Genomic DNA, 16,324 nt, shown 5'->3' with positions numbered 1-16,324 from the left:
CTCCAATTACGCTTACTTAGCTTGCTTGGATTCCAAACCTTCAGTCACTGCTTCTGGGTAGTTAGCCCGCACAATGGCGGCACAACGTGCACACAGGGTGGGGAAAGCATCGTCAGTGCCCACATCGGTCCGGGTCATCCGGCAACGTTCACAAACGTCCCCGTCCGCGTGTTCAACCAACACCGCGCCATCCTTGAAGTCCAAGGCGTCAGCTGGTGCAGCCGTACCCACAGCGGCCTGCTTGAACCCAGATACAATCAGCATCTGCATCACGTTACTGTCACCCAAACTACCGAGCAAGTCCGCCAGTTCCTGGGTTGGGTAAACCGTTACCTTGGCTTCCATGGACTTCCCGATGAGTTTAGCGTCACGGGCTTCTTCCAAAGCCTTAGCAACCTCACTCCGGAACTCCATGAATGCGTGCCACCGCTGGAGAATGTCCTTTTCACCATCAATCGTCTTGGCTTGTGGCATATCGGACAGGAAGGCGTAGTCCTCTTTGCGGTTCAAGAACGGCCAAATTTCTTCCATTGTGTGTGGCAAAATTGGCGTCAACATCTGCGTCAGTGCAACCAGTGCTTGGTACATCACCGTCTGCATCTGCCGCCGCTGCAAGCTGTCAGCGGCTTCGATGTAAACGACGTCCTTAGCAAAGTCGAGGTAGAACGCGGACAGGTCGTTGACCAGATAGGCGGAAATAACCTTTTCCACACTGCTGAAGTCATACTTCAAGTAATCGGCATGGGCCTCACGAATCACCTGGTTCAACCGAACCAACATGTAGTGGTCCACGTCACTCAGGTCGTCCCAAGCAACGGTGTCCTTAGCAGCATCGAAGTCCGTAGTATTGGCGAGCATGAAGCGCATCGTGTTACGAATCTTCCGGTACGCTTCACTGGTTTGGGCAAAGTTGTCCATGGAGACGCGCACGTCAGAACTGGAATCAACACTAGCAACCCATAAACGGACAATTTCGGCCCCATACTGCTTCTCGACCTTTTCAGGTGCGATAACGTTGCCAAGGGACTTACTCATCTTTTGGCCCTTACTATCAAGGGTGAAGCCTTGTGACAGCACGTTCTTGTAAGGGGCCACCCCATTAACAGCCACACTGGTGATCAAACTACTGTTGAACCAGCCACGATACTGGTCGGAGCCTTCCAGGTACAGACTGGATGGGTAAGTCAGGTCATCGCGACCCTGCAGGCACCCTGCCCATGACGAACCGGAGTCAAACCAGACGTCTATGATGTCGGTTTCCTTAGTGAACTTGCCGTTTGGACTACCTGGGTGCGTGTAGCCCTCTGGTAACAGGTCTTTGGCATCGCGCTCAAACCAAACGTTCGAACCGTACCGACCAAACAGGTCAGCCACGTGGTCGATGGTCTCCTTTTCCAGAATCGGCGTGCCGTCTTCAGCATAGAAAATTGGCAACGGTACACCCCAAGCCCGCTGACGGGAGATGACCCAGTCACCACGGTCACGAATCATGTTGTACAAGCGGGTCTTGCCCCAACTTGGCGTGAAGTTGACCTTGTCGATTTGGCCCAAAATCTCGTCCCGGAAGGATGCCACGGAGGCAAACCACTGCGTCGTAGCCCGGTAAATGACTGGCTTCTTGGTCCGCCAGTCGTGTGGGTAACTGTGGGTGAAGAAGTCAAGCTTCAACAACGCACCCTTATCAGTTAATTGCTGCGTCACCATCTTGTTGGCGTCGTCATAGAAGACACCTTCAAAGCCCGGTGCGTTCTCGTTCATGTACCCCTTGGCGTCGACCACAGATTCAACTGGGAGGCCGTAACGTACACCCACGTTGTAGTCATCTTCACCATGACCCGGAGCGGTGTGGACCAAACCAGTACCCGCATCGAGCGTAACGTGGTTGGCGTTCATCACCAAACTGTCTCGATCGTATAGCGGGTGGCGCGCCACCATCTTGTCCATGTCGATACCCTTAAAGGTTTTGAGTACCTGCGGATCACTCCAACCGAGGTCTGCGGCAACTTCGTGGAGGCGTTCCGCCGCCACCACGTACTTCTTGCCATCAACAGCTACCTGCACGTACTCAAACTTCGGGTTCACGGTGATCCCACGGTTAGACGGAATGGTCCACGGCGTCGTGGTCCAAATAATCAGGTAGGTATCGGTGTCGAGAATGCCCTTGCCATCTTTGACCTGAAAGGCCACGTAAATGGACGGGGACTTCACGTCCTTGTACTCAACTTCAGCTTCGGCCAACGTTGATTCTGACGACCATGACCAGTACACAGGCTTCAAACCGTGATAAATGTAGCCCTTTTCGGCCATCTTACCAAAGACGCGTACTTCTGCTGCTTCAAATTCCGGTAGCAGCGTGATGTACGGGTGGTCCCAGTCGCCTGATACCCCGAGACGCTTAAACTCGGTCCGCTGCCGGTCGATTTCCTTCATGGCGAACTGACGGCACAGTTCACGGTAATCGGCCATTTTCATTTCCTTGCGCTTGATACCCTGCTTGGCTAACTGCTGCTCGATGGGCAACCCGTGCGTATCCCAGCCAGGCACGTATGGTGAGTAGTAACCCGCCATGGAGTGGTAACGCACAATGATATCCTTACTGATTTTATTCAACGCGTGACCCATGTGGATGTCACCGTTGGCAAAGGGAGGCCCATCGTGAAGCACAAACGCTGGCCGGCCCTGGTTCAGCTTTTGGCGCTGCTCGTACACATGGTTTTCTTCCCAATCCTTCTGGAATTCTGGTTCACGCTTGGGTAAGTTACCCCGCATTGGGAACGCGGTCTTACCGAGATTCAAAGTATCTTTGACTTTCATGTTCTGCCCCCTTAATTACATAAAAAAATCTCGTCCCTGTTAGGACGAGATATTCGTGGTACCACCTAAGTTCGGTCGCCACCCGGTACAAACCAAGTGACCACCCTCACCGTTGCGATATCGTGCAACTCCCCGCCTACCGTTGGCTCGGCAGGACCTCAGGACGTGATATCTGTGGGTGGCACGACTCCCAGTCTCACACCAGCATACCGGGTCGCTGCAGGGCACCATCCCACCGACGTGTGTCCGTCAATGGTTAAACTTACTTAATTGGTTCATCGGGAAAGACGATTTCGGTCACACCATCATCCGACGCGCTCGACGATGATTCTACCGAAGCCTTACCCTCGTTGTCAAGGGGTCCTTCCGTGTGGCTCGGAACGGGCTGGTCGATCTTGGCTCCAATCGTCCGGTTCCATTCAGCACCACTAATGGCCTCCAGCTCGGCTTCCAACAACATCTTCATGTGCTGGCGGAATTCCTGAACGTTACGCTTGGCATCATCAGCCTCGATCTGGTAACGCCGGGCATCATCGGCAGCTCGTCCCACGACCTGGTCGTGGTGCGCCTTGGCGTCGTTGGCCAACTGGTCAGCATTCTTCTGTGCCCGCGCAATAATGGCATCGGCATCAGACTGTGCGTTCTGCTTGACGTTATCCGCGGCATCCTGGGCCAAGATCAACGACTTGTTCAGTGCTTCCTTCATGCCCTGGAACTCGTCGATCTCCGCTTGGGCTTGTTTCAAGTCTGCACTGAGCGATTCGTTCCGCTTGATGAGGTCGCTAAAATCCTGGATGATCTGATCCAAAAAATCGTTGACCTCGTCCTGATCGTACCCACGCATTTTAACGTTAAACTGTTTATCATGAATATCAACTGGGCTTAACATACTCATTCCTCCTACTTATCAGCGGGCACCCGTATTAGTGCCCCCGCTGTTTACGAATCACTCGAGTGACCAAGCGCAGTTTACCCTTGGCGGTCTGCCCGGTAACAGCATCAACCGCGATTCGGCCAAAGCCACGCACAGACACCATATCGTTGGGCGCAATTTCCGCGTCCGGACGCGACGTTGCTTGCCAGTTTAACGTCACCTCGCCATGCTCAACCAACTCCTTGGCGCGTTGCCGCGACACATGGTAGACGTGGCTGACCAACGCGTCGAGCCGCAACCCGGGTAGCAGGGCCACCTCTTCCTCCCAATCGCTCAAGCCGTGGACCCGCTCATCCCGGGTTACCGGAAACAGCCGCACCGCGACCCGCCCAATATGGTCGATATTATCTACGAAAAAGTTGGTCATACTGGCGTCAACCGCAAACTGCCAACGCGTGCCATCGGTTTCAATGTCGCCGAACACGTCGCGCTCAATTCCTTGGTGCACTAAAGTGCCCAGAATCGTGCTGTGGTGCAACTCCGCAAACTTGGTCGGGTACTTGATGTCCAGCAGTTGTACCTGAAAGTCTTCCGGTTGGGGGGTGAAATAGTCCGGCGCAAAAACGATGCGCTGCCATTCAGCGTCATCGAACGCACCATCTGACCACATCCCCATACTATCGTCGTCACCCAATAACATACGCGCAATGGCACGCGTACGCGGATTCGCAAAGGGGGTCACAACAGGCCGGTACTCAACTTGCGCCGTCGCGATAGCATCACGGAGCTGGTCAACCAGGATGCGCTCTTCCGGACGAAAGTGTTGATAAATACCAGTCGTCATCAGTGTTCACCTATGTCTATTCCAGGTCCAAATCGTCATGAATCTTCTCGGCGAGGTTGCCACTCACTTCAAAGTTGGCCGGCGTCACCAAGAAAATCATGTTGCCAACCCGCTTAATCTCACCGTTAATGGCAAAAACGAGGCCCGTGAGAAAATCTACGATTCGCTTTGCATCCGCCGGCTCCATCCGTGAAAAGTTGACCAATACGGCCGAGTCACCAAGCAGGTTGCGCCCAACTTCCTTTGCGTCAGAATAAACGCGGGGTTCGTACAACTCAATTTTGGAGTTGCCCTTTTGCGCGCCACTGATTGGCAGCACGTTATTCGTGCGCGCCGTGTTGGGATGATTTGCCGCTGGCGTAGCCTGACGGGCCTGTGGTGCATCCGGGCGTGCGTTATTCCCCACCGCACTCTGCATCATTTCGTCATCGGCGTAATCTTGCTCATCAGCATCGTCGTCCATCTCGAAAAACTTGCCAAACATACTCCCAAGTTTATCCATTGCCATAATCAGTCAACCCCTCACTTATGTGGCTTACTAGTTATCCATCCGCCGCCGCTTAAAGAACGGTGGTTGGTCATCACTATCGTCACTGTCCTGCACGTGTGGTTGGGATTCGAACACGTCGAACTCCTTCTTCTGTACGTTATCAAAGCTGGCCTGCTGGTCATCGGCGGCTGCACTCCGTGGCTCCCGCCGCAGGTCCCAGTCACCAAACGGATCGTCGGTCTTACTCTGGTTGGCGTCGCCCGCCTGGTCGTTCTTGGCCGCCTGGTTGATACTCTGGCGAACCGAACCGCGCCGCGGCGTGCTGCCGTTGTCCAAATCATCCAGACCCGTGGCAATCACCGTGACGACCACTTCGTCGCCCAGGTCTTCGTTAATGGAAGTCCCAAAGATGATGTTAACGTCGCTGGTCGCGGCCTGGGTCACAATTTCAGAAGCGGCTTGGGCTTCAAACAGAGACAAGTCCGGGCCACCAGTGATGTTCAGTAGCACCTGCTTGGCACCATCGATACCGACTTCCAGTAGTGGTGAGGAAATGGCCTTCTTGGTGGCCTCCTCGGTCCGGTTCTCGCCGGTCGCAGAGCCAACACCCATTAAGGCGCTACCCTGCTTAGCCATCACGGTCTTCACGTCGGCAAAGTCCAAGTTAACGTAACCAGGACTCGTAATCAGGTCAGAAATACCCTGCACGCCCTGACGCAGCACGTTATCAGCCGTTTGGAAGGCTTCCAGCATCGGCGTCTTCTTGTCAACGATTTCCAGCAGGCGGTCATTGGCAATAATAACCAACGTGTCCACGTGCTGCTTCAGCTCCTTAATGCCATCCTTAGCGTTGTTGGCACGCTTGGGTCCCTCAAAGGTGAACGGTTTAGTGACCACACCAACCGTCAATGCCCCTTGTTCCTGCGCAATTTTAGCCACAACGGGAGCAGCACCGGTACCGGAACCACCACCCATACCACAGGTGATAAAAATCATGTCGGCACCCTGCAGCGCTTCGGCAATGGCCTCTTCACTTTCCTCAGCGGCCTTCTGCCCGATCTCTGGCGCCGCACCGGCACCCAAACCACGGGTCAGTTTTGGTCCTAATTGAATCTTAGTATCAGCGTTTGACGCGCCTAAGGCCTGCAAATCGGTGTTGGCAGCGATAAACTGCACACCCTTAACATCCTCACTAATCATGCGGTTCACGGCGTTACCACCGGCCCCACCGACACCAATGACCTTGATCACGGCGCCGTTCGCACTCATTTGTTCATCTGCTGCGAATTCCATCTTCGTTCCTCCTACTAGGGGTGATATTTACGATTATTCAAAGAACGAGCTAAAGAAGTGACGAATCTTTTTACCCGTCTTCTTCTTTGGTTGCTCCTCTTGCTGGTCAGCTACATCCGGTGACGTTTGTTCCTGCTGCGTTTGCCCCGCAGCCGGTTGACGCACTAACCGGGGCTGCTCAGTGGGACTTTGCTGCGCCTGACCGGCAGAGGCATCGGCTTGGCTAACCGCGCTGTTAGCCAATTTGTCGATGTCTGTCATGGCAGCCGCCGCCTTGATCAGGGCTAACGCCTGACTAAAGGACGGGTGCCGTAACCCCACTTCTGACGGCATGTACAACTTAACTTCACACTGGAACACATCCTTGGCCAACGCCGTGATGCCCGGCAGCGCCGCGGTCCCACCGGTGATAACAATTCCCCCTGGCAAGTCCAAGGCGTGCGCATCTTCCAACGCCTCATGGACCCGGTTAAAGATTTGCGTGACCCGCGCTTCAATGATTTCTGATAAGTACTTCTCGGAAATCATGGCCGGGTTCGGTTTGCCCACTACCGTAACGGGGAAAGTCTCATCCTCACTCGTGCTGAGGGAATCCGCATTACCAAAGTCACGCTTCAGCTTCTCGGCTGACGTGTAATCAGTGTTAAGCACGATGGAAATATCCTTCGTGATGTTTTCGCCACCCTCACGGTCAGCGTACGTGAACTTTAGCTTGTGGTCGTGAATTACGGCGGCAGTAGTTTGTCCCCCACCGAGGTCGACGATCACGGTCCCAAAATCCTGCTCACCATCAGAAAGTATGTACTCGCCCAACGCCAACGGGTTGACCACGAGTTGTTGAATAGCCAACCCCGCTTTAGCAACCGCCCGCTTGATATTGTGCACCACGGTCTTCGGTACGGTCAGCAACAGGCCCTGCATTTCGACCCGGACGCCAATCATGCCACGGGGATCCTGGATACCATCAAAGCCATCAACGGTGAACTGACTAGGAATAACCGCAATGACCTCACGCTCTGGCGGCAGATTACGCATCATGGCCGTAGCGGCCACGTTGCGCACATCCGCATCGTTAATTTCCTTGCTGGTTTCACCAACCGCAATCATCCCGGTGACCCGCTCAATCTGTAACAGGCTAGCCGGTACCCCCACAACCACCTGGTTAATGGTGATGCTGGCCTTATCTGCGGCCTGCTGCACGGCAGCTTTAATGGCCGTGGCCGCCTGGTCAATATCCACAATCACCCCACGGGACAAGCCGCTCGAGTGTTGATTCCCCATGCCAATCACACTCATCTGTCCAGAATTAACTTCGGCAGCAATGACCTTAATTGAGGTGGTCCCGATATCCAGGCCGACATAAATGTCTTGATTAGCCATTAATCTGGACCCTCCTTTAGATTTTTCGTTATTCGTAATCGTCAATTTAATAGTTGTTATTACTTCTTTGAGTGTACCACACTGTTTCCCCCATGCGCACCAGTTAAAGCCCATATTGACGCATTTAAACGCTATTTGGTGGCCTTAGGAGTGAAGAATGCACCAACCTCTAAATCGACCGTCCCCGTTTTATTAACCTGCTTAATAATGGTGGGATAATACTTTATTTTTTTACCCACCGTGCGACTATCAGCCACGATGGTATTGCCGTCGTTCATGGTCATGGTGATTTGGTACGGGTTCCCCCCACCACGGGTTGACTGAATTTCGGAAATATCCCGTCGAATGTTGGCTGGAAACTTGGCCACCACCCGAACGACCCGTTGCAGGCCGGAACCAAACCCCTTAAAAATCAGGGTCCCGTTCTTGGGCGCTGACAGGCCCTGAGCCAAAATCGTACCGTCATCCAGCAGTGCGTGGTAGCGGTTACCCCGTTGCACGTACCCGACCGTCGCGTGCTCAGTCACGGTGATTGTCACCGTACGCGCTCCGGTCACCCGGGTCTTGGCTGTGGCCACCCGGGTCACGTGCCGAGTCACCAGGTGACTCACGCGTTGCCCGTTCAACCAGACTGCAGGCATCAGGCTACTAGCGGTCAACCCACTAGCCCGTTGCACGACAACTGCGGCCACCGCGTGATTACCACGAACCCGCACCTTTGCTACTTTGGAAAACGGCAACGCCAAGTAACCTGTCACCAGGGTCAGTAAGATCAGTGGTGGTAACAAAATCGCCAGGTTCCGCCGTAAGCGGTGGCGACGCACCCCTTCCAGATGCGGTAACGGGGCGGCGACGCCACGTGGGCCCGGATGCGGTGTTGGATTTTTATAATTACCCGTCCCGGGTACGTGAGAATCGTCGTTACGCGCCATCGCGCACCTACCCCCTCATTACGTCTTGCATGACTTTGATCAACCGGTCCGTGGCGTCCGGCACACCCTGACCACGAGCGGCCTTAGCCATGGCGGCAAGCCGCGCAGTATCACCCATTAACTCGTCAATGGTGTGCGTGAACTCCTGCGCCAACTCTGGCTCCGTGATTACGACCGCCGCACCCGCATCCGCCAATGCTTGCGCGTTGTGAAACTGGTGGTTGTGCGTCACGTTGGGACTAGGAATTAAAATCGATGGCAATCCCAGCGCCGTGGTTTCGGCTAAGGTCGTCGCACCACTGCGACTAACCAAGAGCTGCACGTCAGGCAACACCCGTTCCATACGGTCGATGTACGGCACGATGCTGATATTGCGGGCCACGTCCCCTGCGTCTTCACGCACCCGTTTGAAGTGCGTACGCCCGGTAGCAAACAGTACTTGGTAGTCACTCCGGGCAAAGATCGGCAACGCCGCCAGCACGGCTTTGTTTAACATCGGTGCCCCCCGCGAACCACCAAAAATGAGCACGGTCCGTTTCTTCGGGTCCAACCCAAAGTCGGTCAACCGGTCGTTGGGAGACAGTCCCGCTACCTGCTGTGCACGGGGATTCCCGGTGATCACCACCTTGGCCCGTGGAAAATCACGTGCCACTTCGGGAAAACTAATGGCAATCTTGTCGACAAAGTGACCCAAGAACTTATTGGTTACCCCGGCCACGGAATTGGATTCATGAATAACGGTTGGGATGTGCAGGCGCGCCGCCGCGTAAAGCGTCGCGGCGGACACGTAACCGCCAGTACCAACAACCACGTCGGGCTTAAACCGCCGCAAAATCTTTTTGGCCGCGCCCACACTCTTGAGGAACAACTGAATCGTGTGCGCATTGTACTTTAAGCCGGCCCAATTGAGCTTGCGCCGAAAGCCCTCAATTTCAATGGTTTCAAAGGCGATTCCGTGATCTGGCACGATCCGATTCTCCAGCCCGCGGTGCGTGCCAACGTAGAGTACGTCGTCAAGTAAGTCGCGTTCCTTTAACCGGTCGATCAAGGCTAGCGCCGGGTAGATGTGACCACCCGTGCCTCCTCCTGAAACAATGATCCGCATAAGTTTGTCTCCTTAATGATTACGCGTACGTGCTTAGCCTAACTGATCAACGTCGGCGATAAAGCGGTCGCCGCGTTCCTCAAAGGTGTGGAATTGATCCCAACTGGCTGCTGCTGGTGACAGCAAGAGCACGTCACCAGGGTTGCTCAACGCGTACGCAGCCGGAACGGCCTCGTCCAGGTTGTCCACCCGCTTAATGTCCGGCACACCCGCCTTTTGGGCTACTGCCACCATCAAAGGCGCCGTTTCCCCATAGGTCACCAAAGCGTGCACGTGCTTTTGTAACAACGGAATTAATGCATCCATTGACAGGTGCCGGTCCAGGCCGCCAGCAATTAGCACTTCCGGTGCCTTGAAAGCCACGATTGCCACACTGGCCGCCTCAACGTTAGTAGCCTTGCTGTCGTTGTAAATTCGGCGTCCGTGCAATTCCTTTACGAACTGGATCCGGTGCTTGACCCCACCAAACGTCGCCAGAACGTGGGCAATCGCCTGGTTATCAACGCCGTACAGTTTGGCTACACTCATGGCGGCCAGGGCGTTCTCCACATTGTGGGCGCCAGGAATCTTGATGGTGTCCGCCTTGACGACGCGTTCACCGTCAAAGCACAGCCAACCATCCCCATCGACCACGGCCCGGGCACCGGCCACACCCGTCCGGGAGAAGGGAACGACCTGTGCACGGACATTTTGCGCAAGATCACGCCATTCTTGCTTATCCCAGTTCACGACAAAGTAGTCATCCGGGGTCTGATTCATCGTAATGCGCATTTTGGCGGCGATGTAGTTGGCCCGACTACCATGGTAATCCAGGTGGGCTTCATAAATGTTGTTTAACACCGCAACATGTGGGCGCAAGTGGTCAATGCCCAGCAACTGGAAACTAGACAATTCGGCCACGATCTTACTCCCGGGCCCAGCCTCCTGGGCAACCTGCGACAGGGGGATCCCAATGTTACCGCCCACATGGGCTTCGACCCCACCCTCGTTGAGCATTAACCCGATCAACGTGGTGGTCGTCGTTTTCCCGTTGGTCCCGGTAATACCGACCCATTCACCTTCAGAGACCTGGTAGGCCAATTCTGGTTCCGTAATGATGGGCAGTTTTAACTCTTGAGCCCGCTTGACCATTACGTTGCTGTACGGAATGCCAGGGTTCTTGACCATCAAACTAAAGTCTTCATCCAGTAGCGATACTGGGTGCCCACCGGTGATAACCCGCACACCCTCTGCTAGTAACTCCTGGGCGTCAGGATTATTGTCAAAGTCCTGCGCGTCATTGACCGTGACCAACGCGCCCAATTTGTTTAATAACCGGGCGGCGTTGACCCCACTTTTACCCAAACCAAGAACGATGACCTTCTTATTTTGATAGTCCGTAATTTGCTTCATTGTGCCCTTAACTTCCTTCTATTATGTAGACCCCGTCACTGCGGCGGAGTATGATTTTGTGTGGCTTAATTGAAAATTATAATGCCAACCCTAGGTACAGGCAGCTGGCAATGATGCCGACAATCCAAAACGTAATGTCAATGCGCCATTCGCTCCACCCACTCATTTCAAAATGGTGGTGGATCGGCGACATCTTGAAGATACGCTTACCCGTTAACTTAAAGGACAGCACCTGTAAGATGACGCTGACGGTTTCACAAACAAAGATGATCCCGATCAGCAGCAACGACCATTCGCGGTGTAACATCAGCGCCACCACGGCCAGCATGCCACCAAGCGCCAGACTTCCCACGTCACCCATGAAGATCTTCGCGGGTTTGTGGTTGTACAGCAGGAAGCCCAACAGCGCCCCCACCGTGACCAAACAGATAATCAACACGTCGACGCGGTGGTCATGCGCCGCAATAATGGCGTAGGTACCAAAGGCCACCGTCCCCTGGCCGGCCACCAGACCGTCCAGACCATCCGTCAGGTTGACGGCGTTGCTAAAGCCGACCATCCAGAACGCCGCAAACAGGGTGTATAGCAACACACTGTTGACGGGACCTACAAACGGCACCGTAATCACGGGTGTGAAACCAGCGTGCAAAAAGACAATGAGAAACACGGCGGCACCGATCAGTTGGCCCAAAAGTTTCTGCCATGCGCGCAACCCTAAGTTACGGTGGTTGACGACCTTCACGAAGTCATCCACGAACCCGAGCACGCCGTACAGTACCAGGATGAATAGCGCCACCCACACGCTGAGGGTCAATTGGCGCGTCCAGGCACCTACCCATATGGCTGAAACCACGATGGCCAGAATGAAGACTACCCCACCCATCGTGGGCGTACCATTCTTCTTGGCGTGCCACTTTGGCCCCTCATCGCGAATGGTCTGTCCTTCGTGTTTCATCCGCATAAAGCCAATGAATAGCGGCAGGAGGATCACGGTGATGGCGAAAGCCGACACCGCAGGAATTAACATCTGTGCAAGTTGCATGGTAAACCTCGTTTTCTATTGTGCGGTAAACGTAATCGTACCGCCAGTATCAGGGATTAACGCGCCCGCATTGATGCTTTGTGCGCTAGCGTAACCGGAACCCTTCAACTTAAATTTCTTTCCGGTAATCTGGGCCAATTTTAACACATCCGATTTCGACCAACCACTGACATCGGGCATGGTCATAGCACCATTCGTCAGTAAAATTACACGGCTACCGTTGAGTGTGGTCTGCCCCGCAACTGGCAATTGTTGCACAACTTTGTTCCCAGTCCCCACTGTGGCCACGTGGTAGCCGGCGTTACTCAACGTACTTTGCGCGGTCGTGGTGCTCTTGTTGGTGACACTCACCATCTTAGTGGTCGTGCTGTCCGTCGTCGCATTAGCCGCGTCATCACTGGCCGCATCCAATGCTAAGGCCCGCGTAATCAACGGCTTAAAAATCTCCGCCATCATTTCCTCAGGGGCCTTGGTGTAGTTCTGCGGCTGTTTCAAGGTGATGTACAGTAGGTACTTGGGATTCTTGGATGGGACCATCCCCGCCACGCTAAAGATGTAGTTGGAAGCGCCGGTCAAATAACCATTGCTACCGGCAATTTGTGCCGTCCCGGTTTTGACCCCAACGTCAACACCGTTCATTTTGTAGGCGCTCCCGGTCCCAATACTAGACTGCACGACTTTCACCATGGCTTTGCGCACGGCCTTCGCCGTACTGGTCTTGATAATGCGGCCCTCAGTTTGCTTGCCATACTTAGTCACCGTGCCGTTAGCACTAACTGTCTTACTAATGATTCGTGGTCGCAACATCACCCCGTTGTTAGCGACGGCTGACATTGCTTGTAGCATTTGCATCACCGTGACGTCGATTCCCTGACCGTAAGCCGTCGTAGCTTGTGTCGTGGCGTTGCTAAAGGATAACGTCCCGGAACTTTCGTCTGGCAGGGTCACCCCGGTCTTCTGGCCAAAACCAAATTTCTTGAGGTAGTGATGCCAGGTCGCGCCGCCCATTTCCTGTTCTAGTTTCACCATACCCACGTTGCTACTACGGGTAAAAGCCTGTGACAGAGGAATGGTGCCCCAGCCATTACGATTCCAGTCGTACAGCGTAGTACCACCCACCTTAATGCTCCCAGATTGGTAGTACTCGTTCGGGTTGTAATGACCGGAATTGATGGCGGCTGATAGGGTCATGATTTTCATCACGGAGCCCGGTTCGTATGCGTCCTGCACCAGGGCGTTCCGCCACATGTCGCTTACCCCATCCCCTGTCTGTAACGAGAATGTTGGCCGCTGACTAGCCGCAATAATGGCGCCCGTTTTGGCGTTCATTAACGTGGCAGTCATTTCCGTCGGTTTGTATTCCGACTGGACCTTTGACATTAAGGATTCCAGGTAATTCTGGAGGTTACTGTTCAACGTCGTATAGACGGTCCCACCATTCTTGGCGGGTACAGTCTTGGCTTTGCTGGTACTCAGTTGGTACCCGTAATTATCCACCTGACTGGAGGTGTGACCGTTCTTACCAGCCAGCAGTTTGTTAAAGTACTTTTCCAAACCCATCGTACCGACAATTTTGGCACTCGTCCCGCTACCCTCTACGGTCGTCTGCCCAATAATATGGGAAGCAAAGACGTTATCCTCATAGAGCCGGGATGATTCACTGGTAAAGTGAATTCCGGGTAGCTTCAACCGGCTGATCTGTTGCTTAATGGCCAGTGACAAGCCACTACCCGCCGAACCAAATTCCACCTGCTTAGTCTTACTACTAGTGGGATTAAGGTAAACCAAAATCTTGTCTTTCGCCATGGGTAGGTACTTGGCCAGCATTGTGGCCGTCTTCTCTTTATCCTTGACCAGTTTTTCCTTGTCACCCGAATATAGGGGCTGCAGGACAGCGTAGATAGAATAAGTTTTGCTAGCGGTAGCAATGGTGTTGCCGTTAGCGTCGACGATGCTCCCGCGTTGGGCCTGCAGCACGGAGGTCCGGGTTTCTTGCGTTAGTCGACTCTTCCGAAGGTTATGTGCGTCGACATAGCCCCCGGAAATAACACAAAAACGATAAACAAAAACGCAGAAGAACACCAGAGTAACCACCATAATCAAGAACCCAAAGACTTGGCGGTTCCTCCGGAGGCGCGATTTTGAAAACCGTTGTTTTGTTTGTTTATTCATTTGGTAACCTGTTTGATGTTACTGTCGTTAACCGTCAGCCCGTGCTGCTGGGCAAAGGCGGCTAAGCGACCCGACGCCGTGAGTTCACCCACCGATTGCTGGTAGTTGGTGACCCGGTCGGTGGCACTCGCAATTTTATTTTGCAAATTCTGATATGTACGCGTTGTTGCCGCGACGCTAAATTGGGTGCTGAGTATAAGTAATGCGAAGCCCACTGCCGCTACCGCAATGCAAGCGGTCAAAGCCCGCTCCACCATGCTGAACGGTACCCGCTGCGGACGGGCAACCGGTTGGGGTTGAACTCGCGGCCGCGGTTTTGGCTGGAGCTGTGGCGCGGTGGCGTCAAAATTTCTTGCTGTACTATCCATAATGATTACCCCCTATTTTAACCGTTCAAGCACCCGGAGTTTGGCGCTGTGTGCGCGGTGGTTGTGCTTAATTTCTTCATCACTTGGTAAAATCGGTTTACGTGCAACGAGGCGAAAGTTGGGTTGCGCACTCTCAGGAATCACCGGCAGGCCGCGTGGCACATCAGCCAACTGCGTCTGTTCCCGAAACATGGTCTTCACCAGCCGGTCTTCCAGGGACTGGAACGTAATGACCGCAATGCGCCCACCTGGATTAACCGTGGCAATGGCTTGGCTCAATGACTCTTCCAGGGCGCCCAGCTCGTCATTAACCGCGATACGAATGGCCTGAAACACCTTTTTGGCGGGATGCCCGCCCGTGCGACGCGCCGCCGCCGGAATGCCGGCTTTGATGAGGTCCACAAGTTCAAACGTGGTTTCGATGGGCTGCTTGGCCCGCGCTTGTTCAATCTGCCGGGCAATCTGCTTGGCAAACCGCTCCTCACCGTAACGGGTAAAGATCCGCACCAGCTCACCAAATGACCATTCATTGACGATGGTCCGTGCGGTCAGTGCCTGTGACTGATCCATCCGCATGTCCAACGGCGCGTCAAACCGGTAGGAAAACCCCCGCGTTGACTCATCAAACTGGGGACTGGAGACCCCCAGGTCGTAGATGATACCGTCGAACCCCTGCACACCCTCAGCTGCTAACGCCGACTGTAAGTGACGAAAGTTCGTATGTAGTAGGTGTAAGTTGGCAGGGAACGGTTGTAATTGTTGCCGCACCGCCTCAATGGCCTCAGCGTCCTGATCAAAGGAGTAAAGCTGCCCACCCTGCAGGTGACTAAGGATCAACTGCGTGTGCCCGGCGCGTCCCAAAGTGGCATCAACGTAGGTACCATCGGGTTTAACGGCAAGGGCTTGGACCCCCGCATGTAATAAAACTGTTTCATGTGTATATGTCATCGCTATAACCCGAAGTCCATTAAGTTTTCCGAAATATCGTCAAAGTCTGATTCAGCGTCCGTGGCAAATTGCTCCCAACGTTCCGCACTCCAAATTTCAATACGGTTGGCTACCCCCACCAGCACGCAGGCTTTGGCCAAGCCGGCGTGGGCCATCAATGGCTTGGGCACGTTGATGCGGCCTTGCTTGTCCAGTTCACACTCCGTGGCAGCGGAGTACAGGAGCCGGATAAACGTCCGGGCGTTCTTTTGGGTCAACGGCAAAGTTTGTAATTTTTCCTGCAACTTCGCCCATTCTGACTGGGGATAACCGAAGAGACAGCCGTCCATGCCCCGGGTGAGAATAAAGTCCGCACCCAACTGTTCACGAAACTTCGCTGGGATAATCAAACGACCCTTCGCATCCAAGTTGTGACGAAATTCACCCATGAACATAGACGACACCTCCCTTCATGCTTCCAATGTTACCACAATCCCCCACAACCCACCACAAATTGTGTTATTTTCTCCCCACATTTAACTTTTTTGTCAAATAGACTGAATTTTGGCCAAACAAAGGGCCCAGAAGCACTGGCTTCTGGGCCTTAACGGACTGGTGGGACGTGGTGGGGACTGTACCCCTATTTTTGACATTTATGTGGGGCAGTAGCCCAAAATCGAACCTCTGTTCG

Annotated in this window: 13 protein-coding genes and 2 pseudogenes; all 15 read right to left on the bottom strand. The window is 54.0% G+C overall.

Features of this window, described 5'->3' with window-relative positions; genetic code table 11:
* Positions 1 to 12: 12 nt before the first annotated feature.
* A complete protein-coding gene (gene ileS, locus FD19_RS01070; RefSeq protein WP_056968920.1) occupies positions 13 to 2,814 on the bottom strand; it encodes an isoleucine--tRNA ligase in 2,802 nt (933 codons plus the stop codon).
* A gap of 262 nt (positions 2,815 to 3,076) precedes the next feature.
* Positions 3,077 to 3,703: a DivIVA domain-containing protein gene (locus FD19_RS01065; protein ID WP_056968919.1), complete on the bottom strand. Its 627-nt coding sequence runs from the start codon at positions 3,701 to 3,703 to the stop codon at positions 3,077 to 3,079.
* 34 nt (positions 3,704 to 3,737) lie between these two features.
* Positions 3,738 to 4,532, bottom strand: a complete 795-nt coding sequence (locus FD19_RS01060; RefSeq protein WP_054749296.1) for a YlmH family RNA-binding protein — start codon at positions 4,530 to 4,532, stop codon at positions 3,738 to 3,740.
* A gap of 16 nt (positions 4,533 to 4,548) precedes the next feature.
* A complete protein-coding gene (locus FD19_RS01055) occupies positions 4,549 to 5,040 on the bottom strand; it encodes a cell division protein SepF (RefSeq protein WP_054749295.1) in 492 nt (163 codons plus the stop codon).
* Between the two features lie 30 nt (positions 5,041 to 5,070).
* Positions 5,071 to 5,280: pseudogene (locus FD19_RS10005) on the bottom strand (cell division protein FtsZ); the annotation flags it as partial.
* Positions 5,281 to 5,360: 80 nt separating this feature from the next.
* Positions 5,361 to 6,315, bottom strand: a pseudogene (ftsZ, locus tag FD19_RS01050) (cell division protein FtsZ); the annotation flags it as partial.
* A gap of 33 nt (positions 6,316 to 6,348) precedes the next feature.
* A complete protein-coding gene (gene ftsA, locus FD19_RS01045) occupies positions 6,349 to 7,695 on the bottom strand; it encodes a cell division protein FtsA (RefSeq protein ID WP_056968917.1) in 1,347 nt (448 codons plus the stop codon).
* A gap of 131 nt (positions 7,696 to 7,826) precedes the next feature.
* Positions 7,827 to 8,627 carry a cell division protein FtsQ/DivIB gene (locus FD19_RS01040; protein WP_056968916.1) on the bottom strand — a complete coding sequence of 267 codons (801 nt, stop codon included), beginning with the start codon at positions 8,625 to 8,627 and terminating at the stop codon, positions 7,827 to 7,829.
* A 7-nt stretch (positions 8,628 to 8,634) separates the two neighbouring features.
* Positions 8,635 to 9,732 carry an undecaprenyldiphospho-muramoylpentapeptide beta-N-acetylglucosaminyltransferase gene (gene murG, locus FD19_RS01035; protein ID WP_056968915.1) on the bottom strand — a complete coding sequence of 366 codons (1,098 nt, stop codon included), beginning with the start codon at positions 9,730 to 9,732 and terminating at the stop codon, positions 8,635 to 8,637.
* Positions 9,733 to 9,765: 33 nt separating this feature from the next.
* The gene (gene murD, locus FD19_RS01030; protein WP_054749293.1) at positions 9,766 to 11,124 is read right to left on the bottom strand and encodes a UDP-N-acetylmuramoyl-L-alanine--D-glutamate ligase; all 1,359 of its coding nucleotides are present in this window, start codon (positions 11,122 to 11,124) and stop codon (positions 9,766 to 9,768) included.
* Positions 11,125 to 11,200: 76 nt separating this feature from the next.
* Positions 11,201 to 12,166 carry a phospho-N-acetylmuramoyl-pentapeptide-transferase gene (mraY, locus tag FD19_RS01025; protein ID WP_056968914.1) on the bottom strand — a complete coding sequence of 322 codons (966 nt, stop codon included), beginning with the start codon at positions 12,164 to 12,166 and terminating at the stop codon, positions 11,201 to 11,203.
* A 15-nt stretch (positions 12,167 to 12,181) separates the two neighbouring features.
* Positions 12,182 to 14,338 carry a penicillin-binding protein gene (locus FD19_RS01020; RefSeq protein WP_056968913.1) on the bottom strand — a complete coding sequence of 719 codons (2,157 nt, stop codon included), beginning with the start codon at positions 14,336 to 14,338 and terminating at the stop codon, positions 12,182 to 12,184.
* Positions 14,335 to 14,706 carry a cell division protein FtsL gene (ftsL2, locus tag FD19_RS01015; RefSeq protein ID WP_054749292.1) on the bottom strand — a complete coding sequence of 124 codons (372 nt, stop codon included), beginning with the start codon at positions 14,704 to 14,706 and terminating at the stop codon, positions 14,335 to 14,337. Before ftsL2 ends, FD19_RS01020 begins: the two co-directional genes overlap by 4 nt.
* A gap of 12 nt (positions 14,707 to 14,718) precedes the next feature.
* Complete coding sequence (rsmH, locus tag FD19_RS01010; protein ID WP_054749291.1) at positions 14,719 to 15,654, bottom strand: 16S rRNA (cytosine(1402)-N(4))-methyltransferase RsmH; 936 nt, start codon at positions 15,652 to 15,654, stop codon at positions 14,719 to 14,721.
* Between the two features lie 2 nt (positions 15,655 to 15,656).
* Positions 15,657 to 16,088, bottom strand: a complete 432-nt coding sequence (gene mraZ, locus FD19_RS01005; protein ID WP_054749290.1) for a division/cell wall cluster transcriptional repressor MraZ — start codon at positions 16,086 to 16,088, stop codon at positions 15,657 to 15,659.
* Positions 16,089 to 16,324 lie beyond the last annotated feature (236 nt).

This window comes from Lacticaseibacillus thailandensis DSM 22698 = JCM 13996 (genome assembly GCF_001436135.1).
Lineage (GTDB): Bacteria > Bacillota > Bacilli > Lactobacillales > Lactobacillaceae > Lacticaseibacillus > Lacticaseibacillus thailandensis.
Note: the sequence above shows the minus strand (reverse complement) of the source record. Positions and strands in the feature narration are given on the sequence as shown.

Bases quoted from the DNA above. Each gene is read 5' to 3' on its own strand.
- ileS (WP_056968920.1), bottom strand. From the start codon at position 2,814: ATGAAAGTCAAAGATACTTTGAATCTCGGTAAGACCGCGTTCCCAATG.
- FD19_RS01065 (WP_056968919.1), bottom strand. From the start codon at position 3,703: ATGTTAAGCCCAGTTGATATTCATGATAAACAGTTTAACGTTAAAATG.
- FD19_RS01060 (WP_054749296.1), bottom strand. From the start codon at position 4,532: ATGACGACTGGTATTTATCAACACTTTCGTCCGGAAGAGCGCATCCTG.
- FD19_RS01055 (WP_054749295.1), bottom strand. From the start codon at position 5,040: ATGGCAATGGATAAACTTGGGAGTATGTTTGGCAAGTTTTTCGAGATG.
- ftsA (WP_056968917.1), bottom strand. From the start codon at position 7,695: ATGGCTAATCAAGACATTTATGTCGGCCTGGATATCGGGACCACCTCA.
- FD19_RS01040 (WP_056968916.1), bottom strand. From the start codon at position 8,627: ATGGCGCGTAACGACGATTCTCACGTACCCGGGACGGGTAATTATAAA.
- murG (WP_056968915.1), bottom strand. From the start codon at position 9,732: ATGCGGATCATTGTTTCAGGAGGAGGCACGGGTGGTCACATCTACCCG.
- murD (WP_054749293.1), bottom strand. From the start codon at position 11,124: ATGAAGCAAATTACGGACTATCAAAATAAGAAGGTCATCGTTCTTGGT.
- mraY (WP_056968914.1), bottom strand. From the start codon at position 12,166: ATGCAACTTGCACAGATGTTAATTCCTGCGGTGTCGGCTTTCGCCATC.
- FD19_RS01020 (WP_056968913.1), bottom strand. From the start codon at position 14,338: ATGAATAAACAAACAAAACAACGGTTTTCAAAATCGCGCCTCCGGAGG.
- ftsL2 (WP_054749292.1), bottom strand. From the start codon at position 14,706: ATGGATAGTACAGCAAGAAATTTTGACGCCACCGCGCCACAGCTCCAG.
- rsmH (WP_054749291.1), bottom strand. From the start codon at position 15,654: ATGACATATACACATGAAACAGTTTTATTACATGCGGGGGTCCAAGCC.
- mraZ (WP_054749290.1), bottom strand. From the start codon at position 16,088: ATGTTCATGGGTGAATTTCGTCACAACTTGGATGCGAAGGGTCGTTTG.